This is a genomic window from Serratia myotis (assembly GCF_027474885.1).
Lineage (GTDB): Bacteria > Pseudomonadota > Gammaproteobacteria > Enterobacterales > Enterobacteriaceae > Serratia > Serratia proteamaculans.
The window spans coordinates 867,912-894,269 of record NZ_CP099707.1 but is presented as its reverse complement, the minus strand read 5'-3'; the positions used below and the strand labels follow the sequence as shown (position 1 = coordinate 894,269).

The 26,358-nt window shown below is 54.3% G+C and carries 26 protein-coding genes, 1 pseudogene and 1 other annotated feature; of the genes and pseudogenes, 21 read left to right on the top strand and 6 right to left on the bottom strand.

The features are described from left to right. Positions 1-54: 54 nt before the first annotated feature. The 3 genes from clpB to rluD form a co-directional block, all read right to left on the bottom strand. Positions 55-2,628 carry an ATP-dependent chaperone ClpB gene (gene clpB / locus NHG65_RS04095; RefSeq protein ID WP_085120345.1) on the bottom strand — a complete coding sequence of 858 codons (2,574 nt, stop codon included), beginning with the start codon at positions 2,626-2,628 and terminating at the stop codon, positions 55-57. Positions 2,629-2,759: 131 nt separating this feature from the next. Then, positions 2,760-3,491: a purine nucleoside phosphorylase YfiH gene (yfiH, locus tag NHG65_RS04090; RefSeq protein ID WP_499182955.1), complete on the bottom strand. Its 732-nt coding sequence runs from the start codon at positions 3,489-3,491 to the stop codon at positions 2,760-2,762. Beyond that, the gene (gene rluD / locus NHG65_RS04085; RefSeq protein WP_099062829.1) at positions 3,491-4,468 is read right to left on the bottom strand and encodes a 23S rRNA pseudouridine(1911/1915/1917) synthase RluD; all 978 of its coding nucleotides are present in this window, start codon (positions 4,466-4,468) and stop codon (positions 3,491-3,493) included. Before rluD ends, yfiH begins: the two co-directional genes overlap by 1 nt. 131 nt (positions 4,469-4,599) lie before the next feature. On the opposite strand from rluD, the gene bamD reads away from it, so the two are divergent. The 4 genes from bamD (at position 4,600) to pheA (ending at position 7,434) form a co-directional block, all read left to right on the top strand. Beyond that, positions 4,600-5,331: an outer membrane protein assembly factor BamD gene (gene bamD / locus NHG65_RS04080; RefSeq protein ID WP_099062828.1), complete on the top strand. Its 732-nt coding sequence runs from the start codon at positions 4,600-4,602 to the stop codon at positions 5,329-5,331. A gap of 312 nt (positions 5,332-5,643) precedes the next feature. Continuing rightward, the gene (gene raiA / locus NHG65_RS04075; protein WP_013811573.1) at positions 5,644-5,985 is read left to right on the top strand and encodes a ribosome-associated translation inhibitor RaiA; all 342 of its coding nucleotides are present in this window, start codon (positions 5,644-5,646) and stop codon (positions 5,983-5,985) included. 122 nt (positions 5,986-6,107) lie between these two features. Beyond that, positions 6,108-6,234, top strand: a sequence feature (Phe leader region). After that, positions 6,109-6,156, top strand: coding sequence for a hypothetical protein (locus tag NHG65_RS04070; protein WP_197724615.1), 48 nt, complete (start codon positions 6,109-6,111; stop codon positions 6,154-6,156). (Overlaps the previous feature by 48 nt.) 42 nt (positions 6,235-6,276) lie before the next feature. Beyond that, the gene (gene pheA / locus NHG65_RS04065; RefSeq protein ID WP_099062827.1) at positions 6,277-7,434 is read left to right on the top strand and encodes a bifunctional chorismate mutase/prephenate dehydratase; all 1,158 of its coding nucleotides are present in this window, start codon (positions 6,277-6,279) and stop codon (positions 7,432-7,434) included. 41 nt (positions 7,435-7,475) lie between these two features. On the opposite strand, the gene tyrA is transcribed toward pheA, so the two are convergent. After that, positions 7,476-8,597 (bottom strand): bifunctional chorismate mutase/prephenate dehydrogenase, encoded by a 1,122-nt coding sequence (tyrA, locus tag NHG65_RS04060; protein ID WP_207979185.1) that lies wholly within the window; start codon positions 8,595-8,597, stop codon positions 7,476-7,478. A 6-nt stretch (positions 8,598-8,603) separates the two neighbouring features. Then, positions 8,604-9,677, bottom strand: coding sequence for a 3-deoxy-7-phosphoheptulonate synthase (locus NHG65_RS04055; RefSeq protein WP_099062825.1), 1,074 nt, complete (start codon positions 9,675-9,677; stop codon positions 8,604-8,606). A 583-nt stretch (positions 9,678-10,260) separates the two neighbouring features. Between NHG65_RS04055 and NHG65_RS04050 the strand changes: the two genes are divergently transcribed. Then, positions 10,261-11,025: a DUF481 domain-containing protein gene (locus NHG65_RS04050; protein ID WP_146751348.1), complete on the top strand. Its 765-nt coding sequence runs from the start codon at positions 10,261-10,263 to the stop codon at positions 11,023-11,025. A gap of 54 nt (positions 11,026-11,079) precedes the next feature. Here the strand turns inward: NHG65_RS04050 and NHG65_RS04045 are convergent, their stop codons facing one another. Beyond that, positions 11,080-11,976: a helix-turn-helix domain-containing protein gene (locus NHG65_RS04045; protein WP_099062824.1), complete on the bottom strand. Its 897-nt coding sequence runs from the start codon at positions 11,974-11,976 to the stop codon at positions 11,080-11,082. A gap of 247 nt (positions 11,977-12,223) precedes the next feature. Here NHG65_RS04045 and repB point away from each other — a divergent pair, with 247 nt between their 5' ends. From repB to NHG65_RS03965, 16 genes and pseudogenes are all read left to right on the top strand, one after another. Then, positions 12,224-12,529: a phage replication protein B gene (repB, locus tag NHG65_RS04040; RefSeq protein WP_099062823.1), complete on the top strand. Its 306-nt coding sequence runs from the start codon at positions 12,224-12,226 to the stop codon at positions 12,527-12,529. A 74-nt stretch (positions 12,530-12,603) separates the two neighbouring features. Continuing rightward, positions 12,604-12,825 carry a TraR/DksA C4-type zinc finger protein gene (locus tag NHG65_RS04035; RefSeq protein ID WP_499182954.1) on the top strand — a complete coding sequence of 74 codons (222 nt, stop codon included), beginning with the start codon at positions 12,604-12,606 and terminating at the stop codon, positions 12,823-12,825. 3 nt (positions 12,826-12,828) lie between these two features. Continuing rightward, positions 12,829-14,892, top strand: a complete 2,064-nt coding sequence (locus tag NHG65_RS04030) for a replication endonuclease (RefSeq protein ID WP_207979191.1) — start codon at positions 12,829-12,831, stop codon at positions 14,890-14,892. Positions 14,893-14,955: 63 nt separating this feature from the next. Next, on the top strand, positions 14,956-15,150 hold the full coding sequence (locus tag NHG65_RS04025) for a hypothetical protein (protein ID WP_099062821.1): 195 nt from the start codon (positions 14,956-14,958) through the stop codon (positions 15,148-15,150). Between the two features lie 204 nt (positions 15,151-15,354). Then, a complete protein-coding gene (locus NHG65_RS04020; RefSeq protein WP_099062820.1) occupies positions 15,355-15,558 on the top strand; it encodes a tail protein X in 204 nt (67 codons plus the stop codon). Between the two features lie 3 nt (positions 15,559-15,561). Next, positions 15,562-15,780 (top strand): HP1 family phage holin, encoded by a 219-nt coding sequence (locus NHG65_RS04015; protein ID WP_012005317.1) that lies wholly within the window; start codon positions 15,562-15,564, stop codon positions 15,778-15,780. Continuing rightward, positions 15,764-16,276 carry a lysozyme gene (locus NHG65_RS04010; RefSeq protein WP_499182953.1) on the top strand — a complete coding sequence of 171 codons (513 nt, stop codon included), beginning with the start codon at positions 15,764-15,766 and terminating at the stop codon, positions 16,274-16,276. The genes NHG65_RS04015 and NHG65_RS04010 overlap by 17 nt, the downstream gene beginning before the upstream one ends. Positions 16,277-16,333: 57 nt before the next feature. Continuing rightward, complete coding sequence (locus NHG65_RS04005) at positions 16,334-16,798, top strand: phage tail protein (protein WP_099062817.1); 465 nt, start codon at positions 16,334-16,336, stop codon at positions 16,796-16,798. Positions 16,799-16,886: 88 nt separating this feature from the next. Further along, positions 16,887-17,522: a phage baseplate assembly protein V gene (locus NHG65_RS04000; RefSeq protein WP_261416021.1), complete on the top strand. Its 636-nt coding sequence runs from the start codon at positions 16,887-16,889 to the stop codon at positions 17,520-17,522. Then, on the top strand, positions 17,519-17,869 hold the full coding sequence (locus tag NHG65_RS03995) for a GPW/gp25 family protein (RefSeq protein ID WP_207979201.1): 351 nt from the start codon (positions 17,519-17,521) through the stop codon (positions 17,867-17,869). The genes NHG65_RS04000 and NHG65_RS03995 overlap by 4 nt, the downstream gene beginning before the upstream one ends. A gap of 4 nt (positions 17,870-17,873) precedes the next feature. Beyond that, a complete protein-coding gene (locus tag NHG65_RS03990; RefSeq protein WP_207979204.1) occupies positions 17,874-18,782 on the top strand; it encodes a baseplate assembly protein in 909 nt (302 codons plus the stop codon). Beyond that, positions 18,775-19,296: pseudogene (locus NHG65_RS03985) on the top strand (phage tail protein I); the annotation flags it as partial. The gene NHG65_RS03990 and the pseudogene NHG65_RS03985, both read left to right, overlap by 8 nt. A 2,768-nt stretch (positions 19,297-22,064) precedes the next feature. Next, complete coding sequence (locus NHG65_RS03980; protein WP_207979208.1) at positions 22,065-23,936, top strand: phage tail-collar fiber domain-containing protein; 1,872 nt, start codon at positions 22,065-22,067, stop codon at positions 23,934-23,936. Then, positions 23,933-24,481: a tail fiber assembly protein gene (locus NHG65_RS03975; RefSeq protein ID WP_413478045.1), complete on the top strand. Its 549-nt coding sequence runs from the start codon at positions 23,933-23,935 to the stop codon at positions 24,479-24,481. The genes NHG65_RS03980 and NHG65_RS03975 overlap by 4 nt, the downstream gene beginning before the upstream one ends. Before the next feature lie 143 nt (positions 24,482-24,624). After that, the gene (locus NHG65_RS03970; protein WP_207979210.1) at positions 24,625-25,794 is read left to right on the top strand and encodes a phage tail sheath protein; all 1,170 of its coding nucleotides are present in this window, start codon (positions 24,625-24,627) and stop codon (positions 25,792-25,794) included. 13 nt (positions 25,795-25,807) lie between these two features. Next, positions 25,808-26,317 carry a phage major tail tube protein gene (locus NHG65_RS03965; protein ID WP_006323695.1) on the top strand — a complete coding sequence of 170 codons (510 nt, stop codon included), beginning with the start codon at positions 25,808-25,810 and terminating at the stop codon, positions 26,315-26,317. Positions 26,318-26,358 lie beyond the last annotated feature (41 nt).

Below are 26,358 nucleotides of genomic sequence, written 5' to 3'. Positions count from 1 at the left end.
AAGAAAAGGGAGCGGTTTCCCGCTCCCTTTTATCGTAATGACTATAGATAGTCGTTACTGTCTGGCGACGATATGCTCGTTTTCTACATCCAGCGTCACCGGTTTGCCCGGAATCAGCTTGCCGGAAAGGATTTGCTGCGCCAATGGGTTTTCGATCTCCTGCTGGATAGCGCGTTTCAACGGACGCGCACCATACACAGGGTCGAAACCGGTTTTGCCCAGCAGCTCCAACGCCGGTTCGGTCATAGTGACTTCGTAACCGCGTTCTTCCAGACGTTTGTACAGACGTGCCAACTGAATCTTGGCGATCTCGGCAATGTGTTTCTGGCCGAGTGGGTGGAACACCACCACTTCATCTATACGGTTGATGAATTCCGGACGGAAATGATGTGTGACCATTTCCATCACCGATTCTTTCATCTGCGCGTAGTTCATCTGACCAAAGTGTTCCTGGATCAGATCGGACCCCAGGTTAGAAGTCATGATCACCACGGTATTACGGAAATCAACGGTGCGGCCCTGACCATCGGTCAGACGCCCGTCATCCAATACCTGCAGCAGGATGTTGAACACATCCGGGTGCGCCTTCTCAACTTCATCCAGCAGGATCACTGAATAAGGCCGACGACGCACTGCCTCGGTCAGATAACCGCCCTCTTCATACCCGACATAGCCCGGAGGCGCACCCACCAGCCGCGATACCGAATGTTTCTCCATAAACTCGGACATGTCGATACGCACCATGGCGTCGTCACTGTCAAACAGGAACGAAGCCAGCGCCTTACAGAGTTCGGTTTTACCCACCCCGGTCGGGCCGAGGAACAGGAATGAACCGATAGGCCGGTTTGGATCTGAAAGACCGGCACGGCTACGTCGAATCGCGTTAGAGACCGCGCTCACTGCTTCATCCTGGCCAATAACCCGAGAATGCAGCTCCTGCTCCAGACGCAACAGCTTGTCACGCTCGCCTTCCAGCATTCTGGCAACAGGAATACCGGTGGCGCGCGCCAGCACTTCGGCGATTTCTGCGTCCGTCACCCGGTTACGCAACAGCTTCATGGTTTTGCCTTCGGCCAGCGTGGCGGCGGCAAGCTGTTTTTCCAGCTCAGGGATCTTGCCGTACTGCAGTTCCGACATCCGCCCCAGATCGCCGACGCGACGCGCCTGCTCCAGGGTGATCTTGGCCTGCTCAAGATCCGCTTTAATATTCTGTGTGCCGGAGAGTGAAGCCTTTTCCGCTTTCCACTCTTCTTCCAGCTCTGAATATTCGCGTTCTTTCTGCTCGAGCTCGCCGCTCAGCATTTCCAGACGTTTCTTGCTGGCGTCGTCCGACTCTTTACTCAGCGCCTGCTGCTCCAGCTTGAGCTGAATAATGCGGCGCTCCAGACGATCGAGTGATTCCGGCTTCGAGTCCATCTGCATACGGATGCTGGACGCTGCCTCATCGATCAGGTCAATAGCCTTATCCGGCAATTGACGATCGGAGATGTAACGGTGTGACAACGTCGCCGCCGCAACAATCGCCGGGTCAGTGATCTGCACATGGTGATGCAGTTCATAACGTTCTTTCAGGCCGCGCAGAATTGCGATGGTGTCTTCAACGCTGGGTTCAGCCACATAGACTTTCTGGAAACGACGTTCGAGCGCCGCATCCTTCTCTATATACTGGCGGTATTCGTCCAGCGTAGTGGCACCGACGCAGTGTAGTTCCCCACGTGCCAGCGCCGGTTTCAACATATTACCGGCATCCATCGCGCCATCGGCTTTACCCGCACCGACCATAGTGTGCAATTCATCAATAAACAGAATGACGCTGCCTTCCTGTTTAGACAAATCACTCAGCACCGCTTTCAGACGCTCTTCGAACTCACCGCGGTACTTGGCACCGGCGATCAGCGCCCCCATGTCGAGGGACAGCACGCGTTTATGCTTCAGGCCTTCCGGTACTTCACCATTAATGATGCGCTGCGCCAAACCTTCGACGATGGCGGTTTTACCCACGCCAGGCTCACCGATTAACACCGGGTTGTTTTTGGTACGGCGTTGCAATACCTGAATGGTACGGCGGATCTCTTCGTCACGGCCGATAACTGGGTCAAGTTTGCCCTGTTCGGCACGTTCGGTCAGATCAATAGTGTATTTCTTCAATGCCTGACGTTGGTCTTCAGCACCCTGATCTTCCACGCTGTCTCCACCTCGCATTTGCTCAATCGCCTTACTGATTTTATCGGTAGTCGCACCGGCCGCTTTCAACAGATCGGTCAATGTTCCGCGATCTTCAAGCACCGCCAACACAAAGAGTTCGGAAGAAATGAATTTGTCCGCCCGCTTTTGCGCCAGCTTGTCGCACAGGTTAAGGACACGCACCAGTTCATGGGACGGTTGAACGTCGCCACCGGTGCCTTCGACTTGAGGCTGACGAGACAGTGCCTGTTCGATTTCAGTGCGCACGCGCCCTGCATCGATACCGGCAGAAGTTAAGAGTGGACGAACCGTGCCCCCTTCCTGATTGAGCAAGGCGCTCATCAGATGTAACGGTTCAATAAATTGGTTGTCGCGCCCAAGGGCTAAAGATTGGGCATCGGCGAGGGCAAGCTGGAATTTGTTAGTAAGACGATCCAGACGCATAACACCTCCAAGATTGGGTCGAAATTGCTACTGGAGATTAAATGAGGTCATCCCTCAAAAATTCAAGGTTATTTCGACTGTATATTTTCGGTACTACATCATGCGTCTTTGGACCGTCCTAATTCAATAGGTTATATCAGCCAGATTAAACTTGCCAGACGTCCGGTTATTCCATCGCGACGATAGGAGAAAAAATGACTGATTTCGCTCACCGTACAGCGATCGCCACCGTAGATAGTGTGAATGCCTGCACGTTGCAAGCGTTGGCGAGCTAATAAATAGATATCGGCCAGGAATTTATCACCCTGGGGGGTAAAAGCCGCTGCTGCGACGGCGTCTACAGCAATAAATGCCGCACGGACCTCAGGCCCTACTTCAAACTGCTGCGGGCCAATCGCCGGCCCCAGCCAGGCGCTGATGCTACCTGGCTGGGCGGCAAAAGCGGCCAGAGTCTGTTCCAGCACGCCATTGCACAACCCACGCCAACCGGCATGGGCTGCGGCAACTTCATCACCGGCCAGCGAGCAAAACAGCACCGGCAGGCAATCTGCCGTCATCACGGCACACACCTGCCCCGGCACATTGCTGTAAACCGCATCCGCTTGCAGATCGGTTGGCGTTTGCCCATCCAGCCGCACTACGCGGGTACCATGCACCTGCTCCAGCCAAACTGGCATCTGAGGTAAGCTGGCACCCACCACCAGCCGTTGGCGATTATCCGCCACCGCCCGCTCTTCATCACCCACATGGGTTCCGAGGTTGAGCGAGTCATACGGCGGCAGGCTAACGCCGCCATGACGAGTGGTGCTGCAGGCTTTTACCCCCGCAGGCAACGGCCAATCGGGCAGGATGAGCGGATCCATTACCAGTTCATCTGATCTTTGAATTCTTCGGTATCAGCTTTCAGCGCGTTAATCAGATCGACCATATCCTGTGGCAGCGGCGCATGCCACTCCATCTGGATACCGCTGATTGGATGATATAAACGCAGCATGGTGGCGTGCAGTGCCTGGCGATCGAAACCGCGCAGCGCAGCAATAAATGCATCCGACGCACCTTTTGGTGGACGTGGACGGCCACCGTACAGTTGATCACCCACCAAAGGATGGTTGATATGTGACATATGAACGCGGATCTGGTGAGTACGGCCGGTTTCCAGACGCAGACGCAGACGAGTATGCGCGCGGAAGTGCTCCATAATACGGTAATGGGTCACCGCCGGTTTGCCCATCGGGTGCACTGCCATATGGGTGCGTTTGGTCGAATGGCGCGAAATCGGCTCTTCGACGGTGCCACCGGCGGTCATGGTACCAATAGCAACCGCTTCATATTCACGGGTGATATCACGCGCCTGCAGCGCTTCGACCAGCCGGGTTTGCGCCGGAACGGTTTTTGCCACGACCATCAGGCCGGTAGTGTCTTTGTCCAGACGGTGCACAATGCCGGCACGCGGCACATCGGCAATTTCAGGATAGTAGTGCAGTAATGCATTGAGCACCGTGCCATCCGGGTTACCGGCGCCAGGGTGCACGACCAGGTCGCGTGGCTTGTTGATAACCAGAATGTCACTGTCTTCGTAGACGATATTCAGCGCGATGTCCTGCGGTTCCCAACGGGCGTCTTCTTCTATCTGTGCATCAATGGCGACCGTCTCTCCCCCCAGTACCTTCTCTTTCGGTTTGTTTATCGTTTTGCCATTAACCTGTACCCGATTGTCCAGGATCCAATCTTTTATGCGAGATCGTGAATAATCAGGGAACAATTCGGCCAAAGCCTGATCTAAACGTTGTCCGAGTTGAGATTCGGCCACCGTTGCGGTGAGTTGTACTTGTTGTGCCATATGCAGCTTCTTCGTTAACGTTGGGTTTTCACGGCGATGCCGTTTAATATAATGTGCTATTGTAACTGGTCTTTGTCGGGAGCTTAACGGACAGTCTCCCGGAATAACACCCTGAGGATAATCAAAACGTCATGACGCGTATGAAATATCTGGTGGCGGCAGCCACGTTGAGCCTGGCGCTGGCAGGTTGCTCCACATCCAAGGATGCGGTTCCCGACAACCCACCTTCGGAAATCTATGCTACTGCCCAGCAAAAACTGCAGGACGGTAACTTTAAGGGCGCGATTACGCAACTCGAAGCGTTAGATAACCGCTATCCTTTCGGGCCGTACTCCCAGCAGGTTCAGTTAGACCTGATTTATGCCTACTACAAATCTGCCGATTTACCGCTGGCTCAGGCGTCTATCGATCGTTTCATGCGTCTGAACCCTACGCACCCGAACATCGACTACGTGATGTACATGCGTGGTCTGACCGATATGGCGTTGGATGACAGTGCATTGCAAGGCTTCTTCGGGGTCGATCGTTCAGACCGCGATCCACAGCATGCTCGCGCTGCGTTTCGCGATTTCAGCCAGCTGATTCAGCAGTACCCGAACAGCCAGTATGTGACCGATGCCAACAAGCGTCTGGTGTATCTGAAAGACCGCCTGGCCAAGTATGAGCTTTCGGTGGTGGAATACTACACTAAACGCGGTGCCTACGTCGCGGTCGTTAATCGTGCCGAACAGATGCTACGTGAATATCCGGATACCCAGGCGACGCGCGACGCGCTGCCGCTGATGGAAAATGCATATAAGCAGTTGCAACTGAACGGTCAGGCCGACAAAGTGGCCAAAGTGATTACCGCCAACCCGGCGTAACCGAATTGGCAAGGGTAGAAAAACAAAACGGCAGCTTCGGCTGCCGTTTTCATTTGCTGCGAACTTAGCCAGGGCTGGGTAAATACACAAGCAAAAACACGATGTTAGCAAGACTGCGCCACCGCTTATCCTTTCAATCATGCGCGTTCCGCTCACAAGACTCAAGCGTTAGATAGCCAATTCAAATGCTGAATCACAGATTGAACTAACTTTGCAAAAAGTGACAAAAATACGTGATTTTCATCACGCATTTAAGCAAGAAGCGGGGTATGCTGGATCCATCCAAGACGGAAAGACAGAGAGGTAAGTTATATGACATTGAACATTACCAGCAAACAAATGGATATCACTCCCGCAATCCGCAGTCACGTCGAAGACCGTCTCACCAAACTGGAAAAATGGCAGGCCCAACTGATTAACCCACATATCGTCTTATCCAAAGAGCCGAAAGGGTTTGTTGCCGACGCCACCATTACTACCCCTAACGGCCCGCTGGTCGCCAGCGCAAAACATGAAGACATGTACACCGCCGTTAACGATCTGATCGCCAAGCTGGAGCGCCAATTGAATAAGGTGCAGCACAAAGGCGAAGCACGCCGTGCCGCGACCAGCGTGAAGGACATCGTTCCAGAAGTCGAGCCGGAACAGGAATAACCGTTTAGCGGCTGTTTCACATCAAACGCGCCTGAGGGCGCGTTTTTTGTCTGGTTTTTTTATTGACGAGATAAAGGCCTGCGGTTACTTTAAAACCTGTCTCATGCATACTCTGGATAACCCATGTTCCGTAAACCGTTTTTCTTCGCATTCTTTTTTACCTTCCCCTGATTGGGAGGCGTTTCGTCGTGTGATAAAGAATGCGAAGACGAACAACAAAGCCTCCTGAAACCAGGGGGCTTTTTTTATGGCTATTTTACGACGTATAAAAATACAAGGCAGAAGCTGATTATGACCGACAACCCGTTACTCGTGCTGCGCAAACGCATCAGCGCACTGGATCTGAAACTGCTGTCCTTGCTGGCAGAACGCCGTGAGCTGGCGGTAGAAGTAGGAAAGACCAAGCTGCACTCTCACCGGCCAATCCGTGATAAAGAGCGCGAACGCGACCTGCTGGACGCCCTGATCGCCGCCGCCAAACCCTACGACCTGGACGGTTTTTACGTTACCCGCCTGTTCCAGCTGATTATCGAAGACTCGGTATTAACCCAGCAGTCGCTACTGCAGAACCAGCTCAATCAAGTTAGCCAGCATTCCGCCCGCATCGCCTTCCTTGGCCCCAAGGGGTCCTATTCACATCTGGCCGCGCGCCAATATGCCGCTCGCCACTTCGATCAGTTGGTCGAATGCGGTTGCCAGAAATTCCAGGACATCTTCACCCAGGTCGAAACAGGTCAGGCGGATTACGCCATCCTGCCGATCGAGAATACCAGCTCCGGTTCGATTAACGACGTTTACGACCTGCTGCAACACACCAGCCTGTCGATCGTCGGCGAGTTGACCAACCCTATCGATCACTGTGTCCTGGTCGCCAGTGAGACCGATCTCGCCCAGATTGAAACCGTATATAGCCACCCGCAGCCGTTCCAGCAATGCAGTCAGTTCATTAACCGTTATCCACACTGGAAAATCGAATACTGTGAAAGCACGGCCGCCGCGATGGAAAAAGTGGCCAAATTGAACTCGCCAAAAGCCGCAGCGCTAGGCAGCGAAGCCGGTGGAGCCCTCTACGGGCTGCAAGTACTGGAGCATAATCTGGCTAATCAGCAGCAAAATATCACTCGCTTCATCGTGCTGGCACGCAAGGCTATCGAAGTTTCCGAACAGGTACCGGCCAAAACCACGTTGATTATGGCGACCGGCCAGCAGTCAGGCGCATTGGTTGAAGCCCTGCTGGTGCTGCGTGAAAACGGCATCATCATGACCAAACTGGAATCTCGCCCGATTAACGGCAATCCGTGGGAAGAAATGTTTTATATCGATGTGCAGGCTAACCTGCGTTCTGAATCAATGCAGAAAGCATTGAGGGATCTGACGCCAATCACCCGCTCGCTGAAAGTACTGGGCTGTTACCCAAGCGACAACGTAGTGCCGGTCAATCCATCCTGAATGAGATAAAAAAGGGTTCGGCATTGCCGAACCCGGATACTTTATTGCCGACTGTCGTTTGCCTGGCGCAGTAGCGAACGGCTTTCCACCAGGAAGCGCTGCGCATAGTCGCCAAACCAATGCTCGACCTTCTGGAAGCTCTGAATAAACGCTTGTTTATCGCCCAGCTCCAGCAGCTTTATTGCCTCGCCAAACCGCTGGTAGTAGCGTTTGATTAATGCAATGTTCTCTTCCGACGACATGATGATATCGGCGTACAGCTGCGGATCCTGAGCAAACAGCCGCCCGACCATTGCCAGCTCCAGCCGGTAGATTGGCGAGGAGAGTGCCAGCAACTGTTCCAGCTGTACGTTTTCTTCCGCCAGATGCAGACCGTAGGCAAAGGTCGCAAAATGGCGTAATGCCTGAATGAACGCCATGTTCTGGTCATGTTCAACCGCGCTGATACAGTGCAAACGAGCGCCCCATACCTGCAATTGCTCCAGCAACCATTGGTAAGCTTCCGGTTGGCGGCCATCACAGTAGACCACTACCTGCTTGGCCACGCTGCCTACGTCCGGACCAAACATCGGATGCAGCCCTACCACAGGCCCTGGATGTGCTGCCAGCATGGCATTCAGTGGGCGATTTTTTACTGAAGCAAGATCGACCAGGATACAGTCCGCCGGCAGTGGCGGTAACCGCTCAATGACCTGTTCTGTCACGTGAATCGGCACGCTGACAATCACCATGCCGGCGTCGGCCAGCAAGGTGTCGGCCTGCGGCCAATCTTGCTGATCCAATACCTTGACCTGGTAGCCGGACAGCGTCAGCAGGCGGTTAAACAACCGTCCCATTTGACCGTTACCGCCGATAATGACAATCGGACGCAGCTGTGGGTGCAGGGTTTTAAAGCCTTTGTCGTTCTCACTGACATAAGACTCACGCATCACCCGACGTAGTACATCCTCGATCAGGTCAGGTGGCACACCAAGCTTCTCGGCTTCTTGACGCCGTGAGGCTAACATCGCCGCCTCACGCTCAGGAACATACACCGGCAAACCATGGTGGCTTTTAACCTCACCCACTTCCGCCACCAGCTGCAAGCGTTTTGCCAGCAGCCCCAGCAGAGCCTTATCCACTTCGTCAATTTGATCGCGCAACGCGGTCAGTTCAGCCACCATAACTTACTACTCTCCAGTACGTGCCGTCAGCGCAGTGCCGAGTTCCTGGTGCATATGGCGCAGCAGCGTCTCTGTACTTTCCCAGTTAATGCAGGCGTCAGTAACAGAAACCCCGTAGCGCATATCTGCACGAGGTTGTTCAGAAGACTGACTGCCTTCGTGCAGGTGGCTTTCCAGCATGATGCCGGTGATCGAACGGTTACCCGCTTTAATCTGCTCTACCACGGACTCGGCAACCGCCGGCTGACGGCGATAATCTTTGTTCGAGTTGCCATGGCTGCAATCTATCATCAAGGACGGGTGGAGTCCCGCCTCCTGCATCTGTTTTTCGCAAGCCGCAACGTCTTCGGCGCTGTAGTTCGGCGTTTTACCGCCGCGCAGGATCACGTGCCCATCCGGGTTACCCTGCGTTTGCAGCAGGCATACTTGCCCTGCCTGGTTGATGCCAACAAAGCGGTGTGGCATCGCCGCAGCACGCATGGCATTGATTGCCGTACCCAGGCTGCCGTCGGTACCATTTTTGAAGCCCACCGGCATCGACAACCCTGAAGCCATCTCACGGTGAGTTTGTGATTCCGTGGTGCGCGCGCCAATCGCTGACCAGCTGAACAGATCGCCCAGGTATTGCGGGCTGTTCGGATCCAGGGCTTCGGTGGCCAACGGCAGGCCCATGCCCACCAGATCCAGCAGCAGGCGACGCGCGATGTGCAAACCGGCTTCAACATCAAACGAACCATCCATGTACGGATCGTTAATCAGGCCTTTCCAGCCGACCGTGGTTCGTGGTTTTTCAAAATAGACACGCATAACGATATACAGCTGATCGCTCAATTCAGCCGACAGGGTTTTCAAATGACGGGCGTAATCCAGCGCGGCATCCGGGTCATGAATAGAACAAGGTCCGCACACCACCAGCAGGCGATGATCGCGCCCCTGTAAAATATCGGCGATGGTTTTGCGCGCGGTAGCGATTTCATTTTCATCGCTGCCGCTGAGCGGGAACTGGTTCTTCAGCTCTTCCGGAGTGATCAGAATTTGTTCTGCACTGATATGAACGTTATTGAGCGCGTCTTTTTGCATGATGCTGTTCCTGTCGTTTGCCGTTATGCGTAAGCGTTAATACAACCTTGAGCGTTTCAGGTCCTTACCATACCATGCGATGTAAAGTTTTCAATCCGATATCTGTAAATAAAAAATTACCATCCGTTAGAGACCCAAAAAAAACAGTTTGAACGGAGACGCACAAACAACTCAACAACTTGATTTATAACTACAAAAATCAATCAAGAATTAAACATATCGTTTAACTTTTTTGATCTTGATTGATTCACGCCACCACCAGTACCTGTAAATATAAATGTACACTTGTTTTATTTAACCGTGCACCAGACTACGACAAGCCTCTCCGTTGAACCCGGATTATCTGGCATGCATCTTTGTCGACTGTTGCTACCAAACGACAACCGCAGCCAAAGCCCAGCCAAACGCTAAGGACACTCAGCATGATATGCCGCAGGAAGGGGTTAATTAAGTAGAAGAAAAGTGAATAAGTGATGATGAGAAATTAAAAACTTAAGCTAATCGTAGCTATTTTGGTCGCCATGACGAACCGATATAATGTGACTGACATCACTTATAATCACTCTTAACAACTGGATCCAAAATGCTCTCTTTACGCGCTCGCCGCGCTATTCCGCTGTTCATTAGCTGCTTAACGACTTTCACCAGTGTTTCAGCCCTTGCCGACAATACACTTTTCACCGCGATGGACGATCCGGCCACCGCTAAAAAGCCGTTTGAAGGCAACGTCCAGGCAGGTTACAACTCGCAGTCTGGCAACTCACAAAGCTCGACCCTGCTGGCCAACACCAGCATGACCTGGTTCAACAGCGATGCCGCCTACAGCCTGTGGGGAGCCGCCAACAACACCACGTCCTCCAACGTGCGCTCATCTGAAAAGTATCAGGCCGGTGGCCGTACCCGTTATAACCTGTCCGATCGCAACTACCTGTTCGGTCAGGCAAGCTGGCTGAGCGACCGCTTCAACGGTTATGACTCTCGCTCCACGCTGACCGGCGGTTATGGTCGCCAAATTCTCAACGGGCCACTCAGCGATCTGCGGGTCGAATTTGGTCCAGGTGTGCGTCACGATGAGTATCATGGCGGTGGCCGCTCAACCAAAGCACTGGCTTACGGTGCAGCCAACTATTCGTACCAGTTGACCGATAATACCAAGTTCTCCGAAGGCGTTTCCGCACTGGCGAACGAAGAAACCACGCTGAACTCCGAAACCGCGCTGAGCGTTGCGATAAACGACAGGTTCGCCCTGCGTCTGGCTTACACCGTGACTTACAACAGCAAGCCGCCGGCGTCAGCGCCGAAGAACACCGACACCACCACTTCAATCAGTTTGGTGTACGGCCTGTAATCCTTCCGTCCCAATACTTATGACGCCGCTAAGCCCATCATCGATGGGCTTTTTTTATGCCTGAGGTGTCAGTGTCAACCAGACCATGCCCAAGGCTTTCAGCGCATCGGTAGAACACTGGAAGTCTGCATTCCCCCCGCTGACCTGTACCTGATTGCCCGGTAAACGCGCAATATCATAAACATCGATATTGCCGTCGATATCGATCAGCCAACGGCCATTGGCAATGTGAGTCACGGCTAAATCCACCAGCCAGGATAGCCGGCCGCCATCAATGTAAGCTGGCTTCGCGACCCCAGCAGGGATCAGTGAACTGTCCGCCAGCCATTCTCCCGCATCTTTCAACTGTCCGGCGACGAGCCGGTGCTTCGGCAACGCACGTCCTCCCGCAGGAGCAGCCTCCGTGGTGTTGCCACTCCCCATCTCCCCCTGCCCGGTTGCCAGCCACAACAGAGAGACGCCGGTATCCAGAGCACAGGTCACCACAATATCGCCAGGGAAATAGTTACGACGAACCCAGGTACTCATGGTGCCTGACGAAATGCCCAGCAAATCACCGAGTTCCTTCTGCAGACTGAAACCATAAGCATCTAGGATACGGCGTAGCACGCCTTTACCGCCGGAGGCCAGAACCCGATCGTAAAGCGCTTTGCCCTGTGCGGGTTGAATGGACTTGCGTTCATTTTTTGCTTTTGCAAGCTCACCGCTCATCAACCAGGCCAAATCAGCGCCCGTCGCCAGTGCGCAGCTGATAATCACATAGCCAGGCACACTGCCGCGCTGTTGCCAGCTGCTGATGTTATTAGGGGCTATCCCCAAGATTTCACTCAGTTCTTTTTGCGTGCTAACACCATAAGATGAAAGGATCCTTTCAATCACTGCGCCTACGGAGGCGTTATCGTTCACAGTCTCTTCACGCATATCATCACCGATTAAAATCAAAATTTGCATTTACAAGTCGCATTTTGCGATCTAAAGTACCATCACAACGTTGCACAAGCGACTCATATGTCACTTTAGTTAAGATGATGCGACATGATTGATGAAAATGCAAACGCCATGGTAATCCAATAGCGAGTTACACCGACAATCGCCTGACAGAAAGCAGGCGTGCCTCCTATAAAGTGGCCGTGACCCGACCAGGAATCCACCTCGCTTTTGCAAGCCTACTCATCAATTCGTATCCAGGGAGGTTGTCATGCTACTGGCGAGTGAAGAGCAACGGGCTATCGGCCTACGGCGCATTGGTGAAATCCGCCGCACGCTGTTCGCCCAAAATAAAAATCAGGCCGAGGAGATCTACAACACCGCTCCGCTGCACCTACGTCACACGCTCTGTTTTCATGCAGGCCTGACCGAACGTCACGTGATGCTGCGGTTCCACGAAATGAGCTATCCCCAGCGACAACAAATTGTCGCTGCGCTCAATGCATTCATTGAGTTGGGCAAGTCACTGCCGCGCTATATCAGCGAAGAAGATTGCTTGCTGAATCATAAAAAATAGCCGTTCTGCAACTTCTGGCGTGCAACCCGCCGGATGCCGTTCGGCCCAAATTCCCCCTAACAGGAAAACACACCATGGCTGATACCATTGATATGGCGCAGGAGCGCCAGGCACTGATGCTCGAGAAACAAATCGCGCACGCCAGACCCGTCGTCACCCATGCCTCTGAGCTGTTTTGCGTCGAGTGTGACGCGGCAATCCCGGAGGTACGGCGCCGTGCTATTCCCGGCGTAATCCGCTGCGTGGCCTGCCAGGAGATCGCAGAGGCTCAGCAACGTCATTTCATCCGGCGTTAAGCGATGTCAGCTCCTCCCGATCATGTAGGCCGCCAACCCTCTCCCCTGTTTGAAGGCGCCTACCCCTGGAATATCCCGCGGCCAGCCATTGGCCGCGAACCCACGCTAAACCGCGATCGGCTGCGCCAGTGGCAGGCAGCGCTACAGCGCGTCAATACCCTGCCCTATTATTTGCGCGTACAGTTTACCGAGCGCCACCAACATCTGTTGAGTCAGCAGGGCCCGAAAGCGGCCTGGCACTATCTGGTATTGGTTTTCGAACGTCGTATATGGCCGCGTATTCAACAAGTGAACGACAAATTTGGCCTCAATCGGCAGGCCTCAATGCGCTTTGGCAATGAGGCAGACAGCTATCATGCTCTGCCAACGCTGGGTGACAAGGCGCTGGAACAGTTGGCAAAACGTATTGCCGGCCAGTTACTGGCGCTTTATCAAAGCGAGTGTGACACCCTACTGGTGAAACATGCGGGAGAAACTTCAGCACTGCTACGCAACGAATTCCAATCACGGCTGTATGGCCAAATTGCCGGCATGGCACGCACTTTCAATATCCAGCCAATGCATTGGCAGTGCTACCGCAAGGGACTGCTGGACAGCCACCGCGCGGTAGCGGCACTGTCGAGACTGACCAGCGATCGCTGGTGGTTTCGACGCCTGAAAATGCAACGCATGCAGTGGCGTGAGGCGCTACTGATTGCCATCGGCAATGTCAGTCGCAACACTTCACCCTATGCCAGTCGACAGGCCATTCGGGACGTGAAGGCTCGACGACAGTCAAACCTGGATTATCTGCGCCGTTGCGATTTGGAGAATACCCTTACCGGGGAGCGTATCGATCTGATGGAGAAAGTGCTGGGCAGCATTGCCAATCCAGCCATTCGCCGTATGGAACTAATGAATACTCTGACAGGGATTGAAGCCTACGCAGCAAACAACAGCCACATCGGTCTGTTTATCACCCTGACGACTCCCGCACGTTTTCATCCCACTCGTACCTTCGGCGGCCACGGCAAGGCACGCTTTAATCACCGCTGGGATCGTGAAGATTTCACCCCAAAAGACGGCCAAGGCTACCTGGTGAAACAATGGAGCAAAATGCGCACCGCATTCAAAGATCACCAGTTGCAGGTCTATGGCGTTCGAGTGGTCGAACCGCACCACGACGGCACACCGCATTGGCACCTGATGCTGTTTACCCCCCAACCCCACCGTCAGCAAGTGATCAATATTCTGCGCCGCTATGCGCTGCAGCAAGATGCCGGGGAACCCGGAGCGCAGGAGAATCGCCTCCACTGTAAGCACCTGAATCGGGGAGGCGCGACCGCTTACATGGCCAAATACGTTGCCAAGAACCTCGATGGCTATGCGCTGGAAGGAGAACGGGATCACGAGACGGGCACCCCACTAAGCGAAACCGCCAATGCGGTCAGCGCCTGGGCCAGTACCTGGCGCATTCCGCAGTTTCACCCTTTTGGCCTACCCAGCATAGGCGCCTACCGTGAATGTCGTCGTATTCGTGGACATAGCTTGTCGCAGCAGTTCGATGAGCGAACCGAAGCCGTACGCGCCGCGGCCGATGCTGGCGATTTTGCCGGTTATATCAACGCTCAGGGCGGTGCCAACGTACCGCGCAGCCAACAGTGGGTGCGTGTAGCCCGTGATGATGCACCCACATTGAACAGCTATGACGAACGAGTGCAAAAGGTGGTCGGTATTTATGCCTCCCACCTGGGCCCTGATCGGGTATATCGGACCCGTACGTTGCAGTGGCGCATCGTGGCTAAAAACTCTGAGCCTGCAACACCTTGGAGTTCTGCCAATAACTGTGGATCACTGTCGATTAACCGCCCAAAACCCGCGCCTTCCGCACGTCTGACGCCGGCACAACAACAGCGCTGCCTGACGATTGCCCGCGATCTTCGGCAGATCGGCATCGATCCTGAACGCTGGCAGTTGGAAGTGCTGGTGAGGGGAGGCAAAATCCACTTCGGTGAACAACTTGTACAATTTCCGCTAATCAATGACTGGCCCTATTTTTACTGCACAAATGATAAATCCAACCATTGACGCCTTTAGCGTTTTGCTTAATACTGTATAAATAAACAGTATACTTAAGAGAGGGCAAGAACAGTGGAAATTATGGATAAACAACAGCTAACACTGTCCCGCATCCAGTTCATCGCCGATGTTTCGCAGGCCGCACAGTGCAATGCCGCCGAATTTCTGATCGCCATGTCGCTGATTTCAGATCTGGCCAGCCAGGTGCTGCCAGACAATGATTATCAAGAAATATTTTACCCGGCGGATCGACAGGACTCTCGCTAAATCAGCGTTTGCTTAAGCTAACCCCCTTTTCCAACACCCGCTACCGGCGGGTGTTTTCGTTTCTGCCAGCAGCATTTTCTCCCTTCCGTTGTGCCAGCGCATCCACAACCCCATCGCGTTGCCGACGCCTGCCTCGCACGGGAAACTGGGATATATCCAGGGCCCCCGCGCCCATCTCACTTTCCCCCAAGCAGGAGCCTAATGATGAAAATTTATGCACAACAAGGCGACACCATCGACGCAATTTGCTGGCGCTATTACGGCAGCACTCAGCGTCTGGTGGAGCAGGTTTATCTCGCCAATCGCGGCCTGGCCGATGCAGGCCCAATTCTTCCCCACGGTCATCCGATCGAACTGCCGGATCTGCCGGCGGCCGCTCAACGAGAAACCGTCAAACTGTGGGACTAAACGATGGAGAAACTCACCTCAACGCTTGCCTATCTCACGGCGGCCTGCCTGGCCTGGATGGGGCGGCACTCTACACAGGACATTGCCCTTTTGGTCGGTGCTGCGGTCGGTGTTGGTACTTTTGCGGTGAATTGGTACTACCGGCGTAAAAGCTACCAGCTTTTGAAATCGTTAAAAAAAAACGGTCTGAAACGCGGAGTCTACGATGAGCTCACTCGCTAAACGCTGCAGCGTGGCGGCTATTTTGGCCCTCGCAGCCCTGCTGCCACAGTTCAATACCCTGCACACCTCTGAGCAGGGATTGCGTCTGATTGCCGATTTCGAAGGCTGCCGGCTTTCACCTTATCAGTGCAGTGCCGGCGTCTGGACCAACGGCATCGGCCATACCGCTGGGGTGAAATCCGCCACCGTCATCAACGAACGTCAGGCGGCCGTCAATCTGGTCGACGATGTCCGCACCGTCGAACGCGGTATCGCCCGCTGTATGGCGGTAGAGATGCCGCAGCCGGTTTATGACGCAGTCAGCGCCTTTGCTTTCAACGTAGGAGTTAGCGCGGCCTGCAATTCCACATTGGCCACCTTTATCAAGCGCCAACAATGGCAGGAAGCTTGCGATCAGCTCCCCCGCTGGGTCTATGTCAACGGCGTTAAAAACCAAGGGCTTGAACGCCGCCGCAATGCCGAACAGGCACTGTGCCTGCAGGGTGTCCAGCGCTGATATCCCTGCTTTTTCAATTCAACCACTCAGCAGGCACTGCCTGCCAGGAGAGACATCATGTTAAAACCCGAGCAGTTGCGTACTGCACTGGCCAACGCGCTACCAGACCTACAGACACATCCCGATAAGCTACACATCAGCCTGGATAACGGGCGCGTAGTCTCTACATTAGGCCCTTCACTGTCTTTCGAATATCAATACCAACTCAACCTGACGCTGAGCGATCAGGTCAATGAAGAAGATCTGGTAATGGTCACCGTCTTGGCCTGGCTGCGCAGTCACCAGCCCGACATTCTCGCCAACGCGGAAAAACGAAAAAATGGCTTTACCTTCAAACGCGATATCAGTGCCGCCGGCCAGCTTGATCTGCAGTTGCAACTGACCGAACGCATTCAGGTGGAACAGCGCGACGGCGCGTTGCATATCACACCCTTGACCGAGCCACCGTTGCCGGAAAACGTCATTCGTTTCACCCAGGTTTACCTGCACGGCGAGCTGATAAGCCAATTTCAGCAACCATAAACTGACCTGCGGGACGGCTTCGGTTGTGCTGGCGCCAGCTAAACGCCGCCGCGTTGTCGCCCCCCTAACACGGCGGCATTCTTAACAGATGAACACAGACAACTTCGATATTCAGCGCCTGGTGCGCAACCTGATACGCATTGGCACCATCAGCGAGGTCGACCTCGATCGCGGACGCTGCCGCGTAGCCACCGGTGGCAACCTCACCGACTGGCTTAATTGGCTGACCGGCCGCGCCGGTGATGCTCGTTGCTGGTGGGCGCCCAGCGTAGGCGAACAGGTGCTGGTGCTGTCGCTGGGGGGAGAGCTCGACACCGCCTTCGTGCTACCCGGTATTTTTTCCGATGCCCATCCGGCGCCGTCAACCTCGGCCCAGGCGGCACACATCACCTTCCCTGACGGCGCAGTGATCGAGTACGAACCGGCAGAAGGTGCGCTGAAAGTCATGGGCATCAAAAGTGCCACCATTGAAGCCACAGAGCAGGTAAACGTCACCGCACCGGCCATCACCTGTCGTGCAACGAGCAAGATCACGCTGGATGCCCCTGAAGTGGAATGCACCCAGTTATTAACCACCGGCACCATTGCCATCCGACAAGGCGGCTCGATGACCGGCGATCTCAACCACTCCGGCGGCAGCATCAGTTCTAACGGCGTGGTGGTGCATACCCACACCCACGGCGGCGTGCAAAACGGCGGAGGCCAAACGGATAAACCAGCATGAATAACGCGAAATATTTCGGCATGAACCGCGGCTCCGGCCGCGCGATCACCGACCTTGACCATATCCGTCAATCGGTAAGTGACATTTTAATCACCCCGATCGGCTCACGCATCATGCGCCGCAATTACGGTTCGCTGCTGTCCGAACTGCTGGATCGGCCGCAAAACGACGTACTGAGGCTGCAAATCATGGCCGCCTGCTACAGCGCGCTGCTGCAGTGGGAGCCACGCATTCAACTAAGCGGCATCACCTTTAACACCACCATCGACGGAAAAATGGTGGTCGACATTACCGGCAACCGTACCGATACGCCGGATACCTTTTCTCTTTCTGTTTCAGTGAGCTGACACCATGGCAACCATTGACCTGAGCTTATTACCCGCCCCCACGGTAGTCGATCCCCTCGACTACGAGTCGCTGCTGGCCGATCGCAAGGCCACGCTGATTTCCCTCTACCCGGAGGAGCAGCGTGAAGCGATTGCACGCACGCTGACGCTGGAATCGGAACCGATCGTCAAGCTACTGCAGGAAAATGCTTACCGCGAACTGATCCTGCGTCAGCGCATTAACGAGGCCGCCCAGGCGGTGATGCTCGGCTATGCCGGTGGCAGCGATCTCGATCAGCTTGGCGGTAACTTCCAGGTTGAACGCCTGGTGGTTCAGCAACCTGACACGACGGTCATTCCACCGGTAGCGGCAATTATGGAGTCCGACAGCGATTTCCGCGTACGCATCCAACAGGCATTCGAAGGACTGAGCGTTGCCGGCTCCAGCGGCTCCTACGAATACCACGGCCGCTCCGCCGATGGTCGGGTGGCCGACGTTTCTGCCACCAGTCCCAGCCCGGCTAACGTACTGATCTCCGTGCTATCTCGTGAAGGTGATGGCACCGCCAGCGCCGAACTGGTGGCGATTGTCGATAAAGCATTGAACGATGAAGACGTACGCCCGGTGGCGGATCGGGTCATCGTTCGTTCCGCTACTATCGTCAATTACAGTATCGATGCGCTGCTTTATCTTTACCCAGGTCCGGAAGCCGAGCCAATCCGCCGTGCTGCCGAAGCCAAGCTGAAAAGCTACATCAGCGCACAACACCGCCTGGGCCGTGATATCCGTTTGTCGGCAATTTATGCCGCTCTGCATGCCGAAGGGGTACAGCGGGTGGAACTGAAAAGCCCACAGGCCGATATCGTGCTGGATAAAACCCAGGCGTCGTACTGCGCCAGTTATCTTCTGACCGTAGGAGGCTCCGATGAGTAACCGTCTGTTGCCGGTCGGCTCTTCGCCTCTGGAGGTTGCAGCAGCGGCCGCCTGCTCCGAGCTGGCTGCGATGCCGGTCCCCCTGCGCGAGTTGTGGAACCCCGCTACCTGCCCGGTCAACCTGCTGCCGTATCTGGCCTGGGCGTTTTCGGTCGATCATTGGGATGAGGGCTGGACGGAAGAAACCAAACGCAGCGTCGTCTCCTCTGCCTTCTTCGTACACCGCCATAAAGGCACCATCGGCGCCATCCGCCGTGTGGTGGAGCCACTGGGCTATCTGATCAAACTGCGTGAATGGTGGGAAACCAATGCCGAACCCGGCACCTTTTCCCTGGATATCGGTGTGCTGGAGAACGGCATCACCGAAGAAATGTACCTGGAAATGGAACGGATGATCGCCGACGCCAAGCCGGTCAGCCGCCACTTGACCGGCCTGGCGCTGAACCTGGAGGCATCTGGCAGCATCGAGGTGGCCGGTGGCCATTACGACGCCGAGATCACCACCGTATATCCGGATTACGTTGAGTTTGCTCGCCAGATGCTGGAGGGCCACTATCAATTTTTACAACGTAATACCGGTACCACTCTGGATTCGACCGAACAGCATTTTGTTCTCAATGAAGAACATATACTGGCCGACTCGCGCCATGAACGAGAGCTTTCCCGCATGGCGGGATTACCCAATGACGCCACCACCGAGGGACAGGCGTTACAAATCCTCGGTTATGCCCATGCCTATCTGGCGACCCAACAACAGAAGTATCTGGATCAGGCCATTGCCTGCTTTGACGCTTACGTAACTCATTTTTACGACGCTACCCCTATTCCGGAAACCCCTCAGCGGTGGGTCGCCAACTGGATCGTCAACGCCAAGGAGCCGGTACCTGCCAACTGGCCAGTGGATAACAAAGATCCTACACATAGCGGTTTCAAAGGCGTACCGATGGCCTTCACCAAAGGCAAGACGCAGGTCCCACAGGGTGCACCTTACTGGGGAGAGTATCTGGATATCGCTACTTTCGCCTTTGACGGCACTCTGGCCTGGGACGCCATCAATGCGCAGGTGCGTGCGGTCGACGCCACCGGCAACGTGGACTGGAACAGTGACGGCAAGCGCTACGACGTCGAGTGGATCATTAACTGGCAGGGTTATCAGATTAACGCCGACGGTGACATTCTGGCCAAAGGGCTGCCCCTCGCACAGTTTGGTACCGTTCAACTGAAAGACACCACACTCAGCGGTAGTCATAAACTGAACTTCGCCAATCGTCAGCCCGTCGAGCACGGCGGAGTCATGATTGAACGTAATCAGATCCAGCATAACCGCCCACTGCACGTGCCGGTCCCGCACAATGCCATGGGCAATGCGGCTGACGCCGAGCTGTGGTTCGCCGATGCCTGTTACCTGCTGTATAAAATCACCGGTGAGCAGCGTTATTTCAATGCCTGGAAAAGCGTTGAATTCACCGCTATGGAATACACCGATATTGATGCGCAGGATAAATTTTTCCGTCAGAGCCTGCATGCCAATACGCCGTTCACCGACGGCATCTCCTATGACTGGTCATATCCTGCCGATGCATCCGTCAGCTATGCGCGCAATGCCGAAGGCATGATTACACTGCGCAAAGACGTTGCGTCACAACAATCGTTGGAACAGCAATCGGTGTGGTTCCGCGTGAGCAATCAGTCCAAAGTTCGCACCACTTTCGGTGGTGTTGATGATCAAAACCAGCCTATTTCCTGCAGGCTACAATTGGCCATAGCACCTGAAAAGGATGCTGAACAAGCCACCGACTGGGGTATCGGTCTGCCGCAGTCTACCCAGGCGCAGGTAAAAACTTACGATATCGCACTGACCAGCCTGGCAGCACTGACTCGCGAGGATGGCAGCGATTATCTACTGGCCGATCTGCGGGCGGTGACCGATTACGGCGGTTGCGTGATTGGCAGTCGGTTTGAGGAACAGGTTTACGATCAACGCAGCGCAACGGTAATCAACGCCAGCTACCCCAACGATGACGCTGGCATGGTGATCGGCGCCTGGCTAACCACAGAGGAACGTTTTCCGGTAAACCAACTGGTTTATCGTGCTAATGCCGACTTCAATCTGCGGCTTGAGGACGACGATAAATGGCGCTGGTACTGGATGCTGCCCGCCACCGAGGGTAAATGGAAGTCGGCAACCTTTGACCCGGCTGCCGCGGTGCTGAGCGGCTATCAGCCAGACCATCAGGATGGCGATGAGAAACCTGCCCGTCCTAATTTCAGCACGGTTGATCAGGTCACTATCCTGCAGGATGGGAATGTGGCTAACGCCAACTTCAGTTACTACGTGCTGAATGATATACCGCCAACCTTCAGCGCCGACGACGGCTACACCATCAAATACCGCGTCACACTGCAGGGAGAAAACCCTTATACCGCACTATTGGGTGATTGCACCCTGCTGGGCCACCGCCAGGACAGCCTGTTCTATACCCCTGGAGTGATCCCTTTCTCCAATATCTATCAGGCGGACAGCCAGCAATTCGACGGCTGGCACGGCATGCCTTATCCAGGCTACCAATACCCCTTCATTTTCGTGCATGCCGCTGCCGATGCCGACGGCCTGATGCTCAACAACATGACCGAGTTCTTATGGCAGTCGCAGCAGTGGTACCAGCAGCAGTTTGGCGTATTGGGGCCCGGTGCTTCCGCTTATATCTGGAATCGTTGGGACAACCTGAGCTATGGCAAAGCAGACAGTTGGACCATGTACCACTGGGGCGATGGGACGGCCTGGTCCGGTTATCAACCGCGAGCTTTCTTTGGCGCTGCACGCGCCTGGCATGAGCTGAAACTGGCGGGTAAAACACCACCTGCCAAATTGGTCAGCTATGTCGAAAACTGGCTGCACTGGCTGATCGGTTTTACCCAGGATTCCGGCGGTATTACGCCGACCGATTTCCCGATGACGGGTATCCCGCAACCTGACAAACATGACTTCACCGGCCATATGTGTGGTCTGTGGCTGGCCGGCGCCGTGCTGGCAAAAATGGCCGGCAGTGAGGTCGTGGGTACAGAACACTTTATCGAACAATGCGTTACAGAGTTACAGAAGAATTATCTCACCGGTGGGGATGTGATGGATGGCGCCTGGTCGCCGGCACCGCGTACCGGCACGGACAACGGGATGTTCTTCGGTTTTTGGTCGGGTGAAATCCTGCGCGGATTGAGCCTGTATGTGATGTACAAGAGCGGCCTCAACTATCCGGCCGACAAACAGAAGAGAGCAACGACATGACAGCAAAATACCGCGCCCTGCTCACCGATCAGGGCAAAGCACTGCTGGCTAACGCCGCGGCAACCGGCCAGAAGCTGGAGATCACCCAGATGGCGGTCGGCGACGGCGGTGGTGCAGCCACCCAGCCCAGCGAAAGCCAGACCAGGTTGGTGAACGAAAAGCGACGCGCCGCGCTGAACTCCCTACAGGTTGACGCCAACAGCAGCAACCAGGTGATCGCCGAGCAGATAATCCCGGAAGATACTGGCGGCTGGTGGATCCGCGAACTGGGGTTGTATGATAAAAACGGTGTACTGGTGGCCGTGGCCAATACGCCAGACACCTACAAACCGCTACTGGCCGAAGGGGCCGGCCGCACCCAGGTGGTACGTATGGTCCTGCTGGTCAAAGGCGATGCCAGCGCGGTGATTGTGGCGGACAAAACCGCCGTACTGGTTTCCCGCGATACGCTGGATGCCGCTATCGCCGAGCATGCGCGCTCACGTAACCACCCAGATGCCACCCTGCTGGCCAAAGGCTTCACCCAACTGAGCAGCGACATCAACAGCAGCAGCGAAACCCTGGCGGCGACGCCAAAAGCGCTGAAGGCGGTTAATGATGCAAGCGTCAAAAAAAGCAACAACCTTTCGGATCTGACCAACAAGGCCGTCGCACGTGGCAATCTCGCACTGGGTAATGCTGCAACGAGAAATGTAGGGACTGAAGCTACAAATTTGATGGAGGTCGGTGCGTTCGGTTTCGGTGCAGGTATCAAACATCATGCAGATGCCTACAGTAACCTTGGCGAAATTTATAGGGTGAATAACTTATCAAAAAACGCCCCTGGTTCAGGGACCTATGGCGTTCTCAATCTCCCTTGCGATGGAGGGCCCTCCAGTGGTTATCTGGCAATCCAAAACAGCGCGGCCGCCTATATCGGTTTTTCCACCGTGCCGGAGAAACCGCTGTCGTGGTACCGGATTTATACCACAGCCTATAAACCTACGGCGGCGGATGTTGGCGCCTACAGTAAGGCCGAGGCCGACGGCAAGTTTGTCAAACAGAGCGGCGATACAATAACCGGCGGCCTGACGGTGAATGGCGCCATCGAAACAAAATCTGGGCTGACCACTCCGTCATTATCGGTGAATGGCTCAACCACTATTTCAGGTGGACTTACAGCCAAGGCTAGTGTTGAACTTTACGGACCCACTCCATATATAGATTTTCATTATGATAATAGCGCCGGTGATTTTGATACCAGATTAGTTAATGATAACAAAGGTGTGCTGTCTTTCCATGGTTCTGAGTATTATGTTAATGGAAAATTGAGCGCAACCGGCGACGTTTGGTTCGGTGGTAAAATTAACGTTAATGGCACTCCTAATTTCTATAGTGGTGACTTTATCACCAAGTTTGGGAATGTAAATTATGCTGACGGATACCGGCAGACCAATGGCTTGCGCATGCAAGGCAAAGGGGACCTTTCTGCCGATATTTACCATTATGAAAAAGTCGGTAGTTATCATGAAATGGGCATTCATGTAGCCAATGGCGGTGGTAATGGCTGGTTCACTTTCCGCAATAATGGTGAGTTTCGCGCTAATTCCGCAGTCTTCGCGGCAGGCGCTGCCTTTCAAACAGATGGCAATCTTAATGGCAGCATATGGGGTGGCTATTTAAATAACTATCTTGACCAAAATTATGTACGTGACATTCGCCTGGCTAGCCGAGGAACTATTGTCACCGATGGCAGTATGACTGAAGCGCCTTCTGGAGCGGTAATAACCGGCGGCAACGGCAATGAAGGAAATCAACTTGGGTATATGTATTATCGCATGTTGCAAAAATACATTAATAACAACTGGTATACGGTGGCTTACGTATGAAAAATCTCGGACCATTCTCTATATATGAACCAGAGAAAGACACGCCAGAGGAAGTTTTGGCGAGAAGTTCAAACATATCATTCATTAAAGATGAAAACGAAAATGACTGGTACGAAGTACAAAAAACTTTTAATAGGAACACTCTAAAAGTAGTTTTTGATAAACGCGGAATTATTTATAGCTCCAGCTATGATGCATCAAGTTTATGGCCAATCAATGCCTTTATCGCTGAAGTATTAGCCGATAACATCCCTGATACATTCACCACCCCAATAAAAGGTCTGGACTGGCAATTTAATGGCGAAAAAATAGTTCCGCGTATTTATACTTCCGAACAATTAAAGATTCAGGCGCAAAACGAGAAAGATGTACGGTTGAACCTGGCGGCGAAAGAAATTGCCCCTCTTAAGGATGCTGTCGAACTCGACATTGCCACTCCGGTCGAGCTTGAACTTCTGAGGACCTGGATGCTCTATAGGGTGATGCTTAGCAGGGTCGATCCTGGCACCGCCCCAGACATCGACTGGCCGCAGCCACCGCAATAATCGCATTATCAACGCCCCGCCCGGGGCGTTTTTTTTATCTTGATTTTCCTGCTGTTGTACCAGTTCTCATACATACCCAATGAGATGCGCGACCCCATCGCGAAGGGCATTCTGTTGTTACCAACCACAAACGGAGTAATGCTATGGGTGATTATCACCACGGCGTGCGTGTCCTCGAAATCAATGAAGGCACCCGCGTAATTTCCACCGTCTCGACGGCAATTATTGGCATGGTTTGTACTGCAGAAGATGCCGATGCAAGCCTGTTCCCTCTCAACACTCCGGTGTTGATCACTGACGTTCTGGCCGCCAGCGGCAAGGCCGGCAAAAATGGCACCCTGGCACGCTCGCTGCTGGCGATCGCTGAACAGGCCAAACCGGTCACCGTCGTGGTACGTGTGGCAGAAGGCAAAGACGAGGCTGAAACCACCTCCAATATCATTGGCGGTGCCGATGAAAACGGTAAATACACCGGCATGAAAGCCTTGCTGGCGGCACAGGCCGAACTGGGCGTGAAGCCACGTATCCTGGGTGTACCGGGCCACGACAATCTGGAGGTGGCAACCGCACTGGCCGGTATCTGCCAACAACTGCGCGCCTTTGGTTATATCAGCGCTTACGGTTGCAAGACCGTCTCCGACGCCATCAAGTACCGCGCAGGCTTCAGCCAACGCGAACTGATGCTGATCTGGCCGGACTTTATTAACTGGAACACCACCACCAACAGCAGCGACATCGCATACGCCACCGCTCGTGCACTCGGTCTGCGCGCCAAGATTGACCAGGAAACTGGCTGGCATAAAACCCTGTCCAACGTCGGCGTCAACGGCGTCAGCGGTATTTCAGCCAGCGTATTTTGGGATCTGCAAACCGTCGGTACCGATGCTGACCTGCTGAACGAAGCCTGCGTCACCACCCTGATCCGCAAAGATGGCTTCAAGTTCTGGGGCTCACGCACCTGTTCCGACGATCCATTATTCCAGTTCGAAAACTATACCCGCACCGCGCAGGTATTGGCTGACACCATGGCTGAAGCTCATCTGTGGGCAGTTGACCGCCCGGTGACGCCAACGCTGATCCGCGACATGATCGACGGCATCAAAGCCAAGTTCCGCGAGCTGAAATCTGCCGGGCTGATCATTGATGGCGACTGCTGGTATGACGAGAGCGCCAACGATAAAGAGACCCTGAAGGCCGGCAAGCTGTTTATCGATTACGACTACACCCCAGTACCGCCGCTGGAAGATTTAACCCTGCGCCAGCGCATCACCGACCGTTACCTGGCGAATTTCGCCGCGTCCGTGAACAGCTAAGGAGACCCGAATCATGGCACTGCCAAAAAAACTGAAATACCTGAACCTGTTTAATGACGGCTTCAATTATATGGGCGTGGTCTCGGCTATGACCCTGCCAAAACTGACTCGCAAACTGGAAAAATTCCGTGGCGGCGGTATGAGCGGTGCGGCGTCGGTCGACTTCGGCCTGGACGACGATGCGCTGGTGGTCGAATGGACCATGGGCGGCATCGATGAACTGGTGCTGAAACAATGGGGCCGCGTCGATGCGGTACCACTGCGCTTCACCGGCTCTTTCCAACGTGACGACACCGGCGAAGTATCGGCGCTCGAAGTGGTCATGCGCGGTCGCCACAAAGAAATCGACAGCGGCGACTTCAAGCAAGGTGAAGACACCGAGACCAAGGTTTCTACCGACTGTACCTACTTCAAGCTGAGCATCGATGGCAAAGAGCTGATCGAGATCGATACCGTCAACATGATCGAAAAAGTTGACGGTGTGGATCTGCTGGCGGCCCACCGCCGCGCTATCGGTCTGTAATTTATCACTTCAATGGCCAGCCGCAGTGCTGGCCCTGTTTC

Excerpts from the sequence above, each read along its gene's own strand:
- clpB (WP_085120345.1), bottom strand. The coding sequence starts at position 2,628 with ATGCGTCTGGATCGTCTTACTAACAAATTCCAGCTTGCCCTCGCCGAT.
- yfiH (WP_499182955.1), bottom strand. The coding sequence starts at position 3,491 with ATGGATCCGCTCATCCTGCCCGATTGGCCGTTGCCTGCGGGGGTAAAA.
- NHG65_RS03965 (WP_006323695.1), top strand. The coding sequence starts at position 25,808 with ATGGCACTGCCAAAAAAACTGAAATACCTGAACCTGTTTAATGACGGC.
- repB (WP_099062823.1), top strand. The coding sequence starts at position 12,224 with ATGCTACTGGCGAGTGAAGAGCAACGGGCTATCGGCCTACGGCGCATT.
- raiA (WP_013811573.1), top strand. The coding sequence starts at position 5,644 with ATGACATTGAACATTACCAGCAAACAAATGGATATCACTCCCGCAATC.
- NHG65_RS04045 (WP_099062824.1), bottom strand. The coding sequence starts at position 11,976 with ATGCAAATTTTGATTTTAATCGGTGATGATATGCGTGAAGAGACTGTG.
- NHG65_RS04050 (WP_146751348.1), top strand. The coding sequence starts at position 10,261 with ATGCTCTCTTTACGCGCTCGCCGCGCTATTCCGCTGTTCATTAGCTGC.
- bamD (WP_099062828.1), top strand. The coding sequence starts at position 4,600 with ATGACGCGTATGAAATATCTGGTGGCGGCAGCCACGTTGAGCCTGGCG.
- NHG65_RS04035 (WP_499182954.1), top strand. The coding sequence starts at position 12,604 with ATGGCTGATACCATTGATATGGCGCAGGAGCGCCAGGCACTGATGCTC.
- NHG65_RS03990 (WP_207979204.1), top strand. The coding sequence starts at position 17,874 with ATGGCAACCATTGACCTGAGCTTATTACCCGCCCCCACGGTAGTCGAT.
- NHG65_RS04030 (WP_207979191.1), top strand. The coding sequence starts at position 12,829 with ATGTCAGCTCCTCCCGATCATGTAGGCCGCCAACCCTCTCCCCTGTTT.
- NHG65_RS03970 (WP_207979210.1), top strand. The coding sequence starts at position 24,625 with ATGGGTGATTATCACCACGGCGTGCGTGTCCTCGAAATCAATGAAGGC.
- NHG65_RS04005 (WP_099062817.1), top strand. The coding sequence starts at position 16,334 with ATGTTAAAACCCGAGCAGTTGCGTACTGCACTGGCCAACGCGCTACCA.
- NHG65_RS03980 (WP_207979208.1), top strand. The coding sequence starts at position 22,065 with ATGACAGCAAAATACCGCGCCCTGCTCACCGATCAGGGCAAAGCACTG.
- rluD (WP_099062829.1), bottom strand. The coding sequence starts at position 4,468 with ATGGCACAACAAGTACAACTCACCGCAACGGTGGCCGAATCTCAACTC.
- pheA (WP_099062827.1), top strand. The coding sequence starts at position 6,277 with ATGACCGACAACCCGTTACTCGTGCTGCGCAAACGCATCAGCGCACTG.
- NHG65_RS04010 (WP_499182953.1), top strand. The coding sequence starts at position 15,764 with ATGAGCTCACTCGCTAAACGCTGCAGCGTGGCGGCTATTTTGGCCCTC.
- NHG65_RS04000 (WP_261416021.1), top strand. The coding sequence starts at position 16,887 with ATGAACACAGACAACTTCGATATTCAGCGCCTGGTGCGCAACCTGATA.
- tyrA (WP_207979185.1), bottom strand. The coding sequence starts at position 8,597 with ATGGTGGCTGAACTGACCGCGTTGCGCGATCAAATTGACGAAGTGGAT.
- NHG65_RS04020 (WP_099062820.1), top strand. The coding sequence starts at position 15,355 with ATGAAAATTTATGCACAACAAGGCGACACCATCGACGCAATTTGCTGG.
- NHG65_RS04015 (WP_012005317.1), top strand. The coding sequence starts at position 15,562 with ATGGAGAAACTCACCTCAACGCTTGCCTATCTCACGGCGGCCTGCCTG.
- NHG65_RS03995 (WP_207979201.1), top strand. The coding sequence starts at position 17,519 with ATGAATAACGCGAAATATTTCGGCATGAACCGCGGCTCCGGCCGCGCG.
- NHG65_RS03975 (WP_413478045.1), top strand. The coding sequence starts at position 23,933 with ATGAAAAATCTCGGACCATTCTCTATATATGAACCAGAGAAAGACACG.
- NHG65_RS04055 (WP_099062825.1), bottom strand. The coding sequence starts at position 9,677 with ATGCAAAAAGACGCGCTCAATAACGTTCATATCAGTGCAGAACAAATT.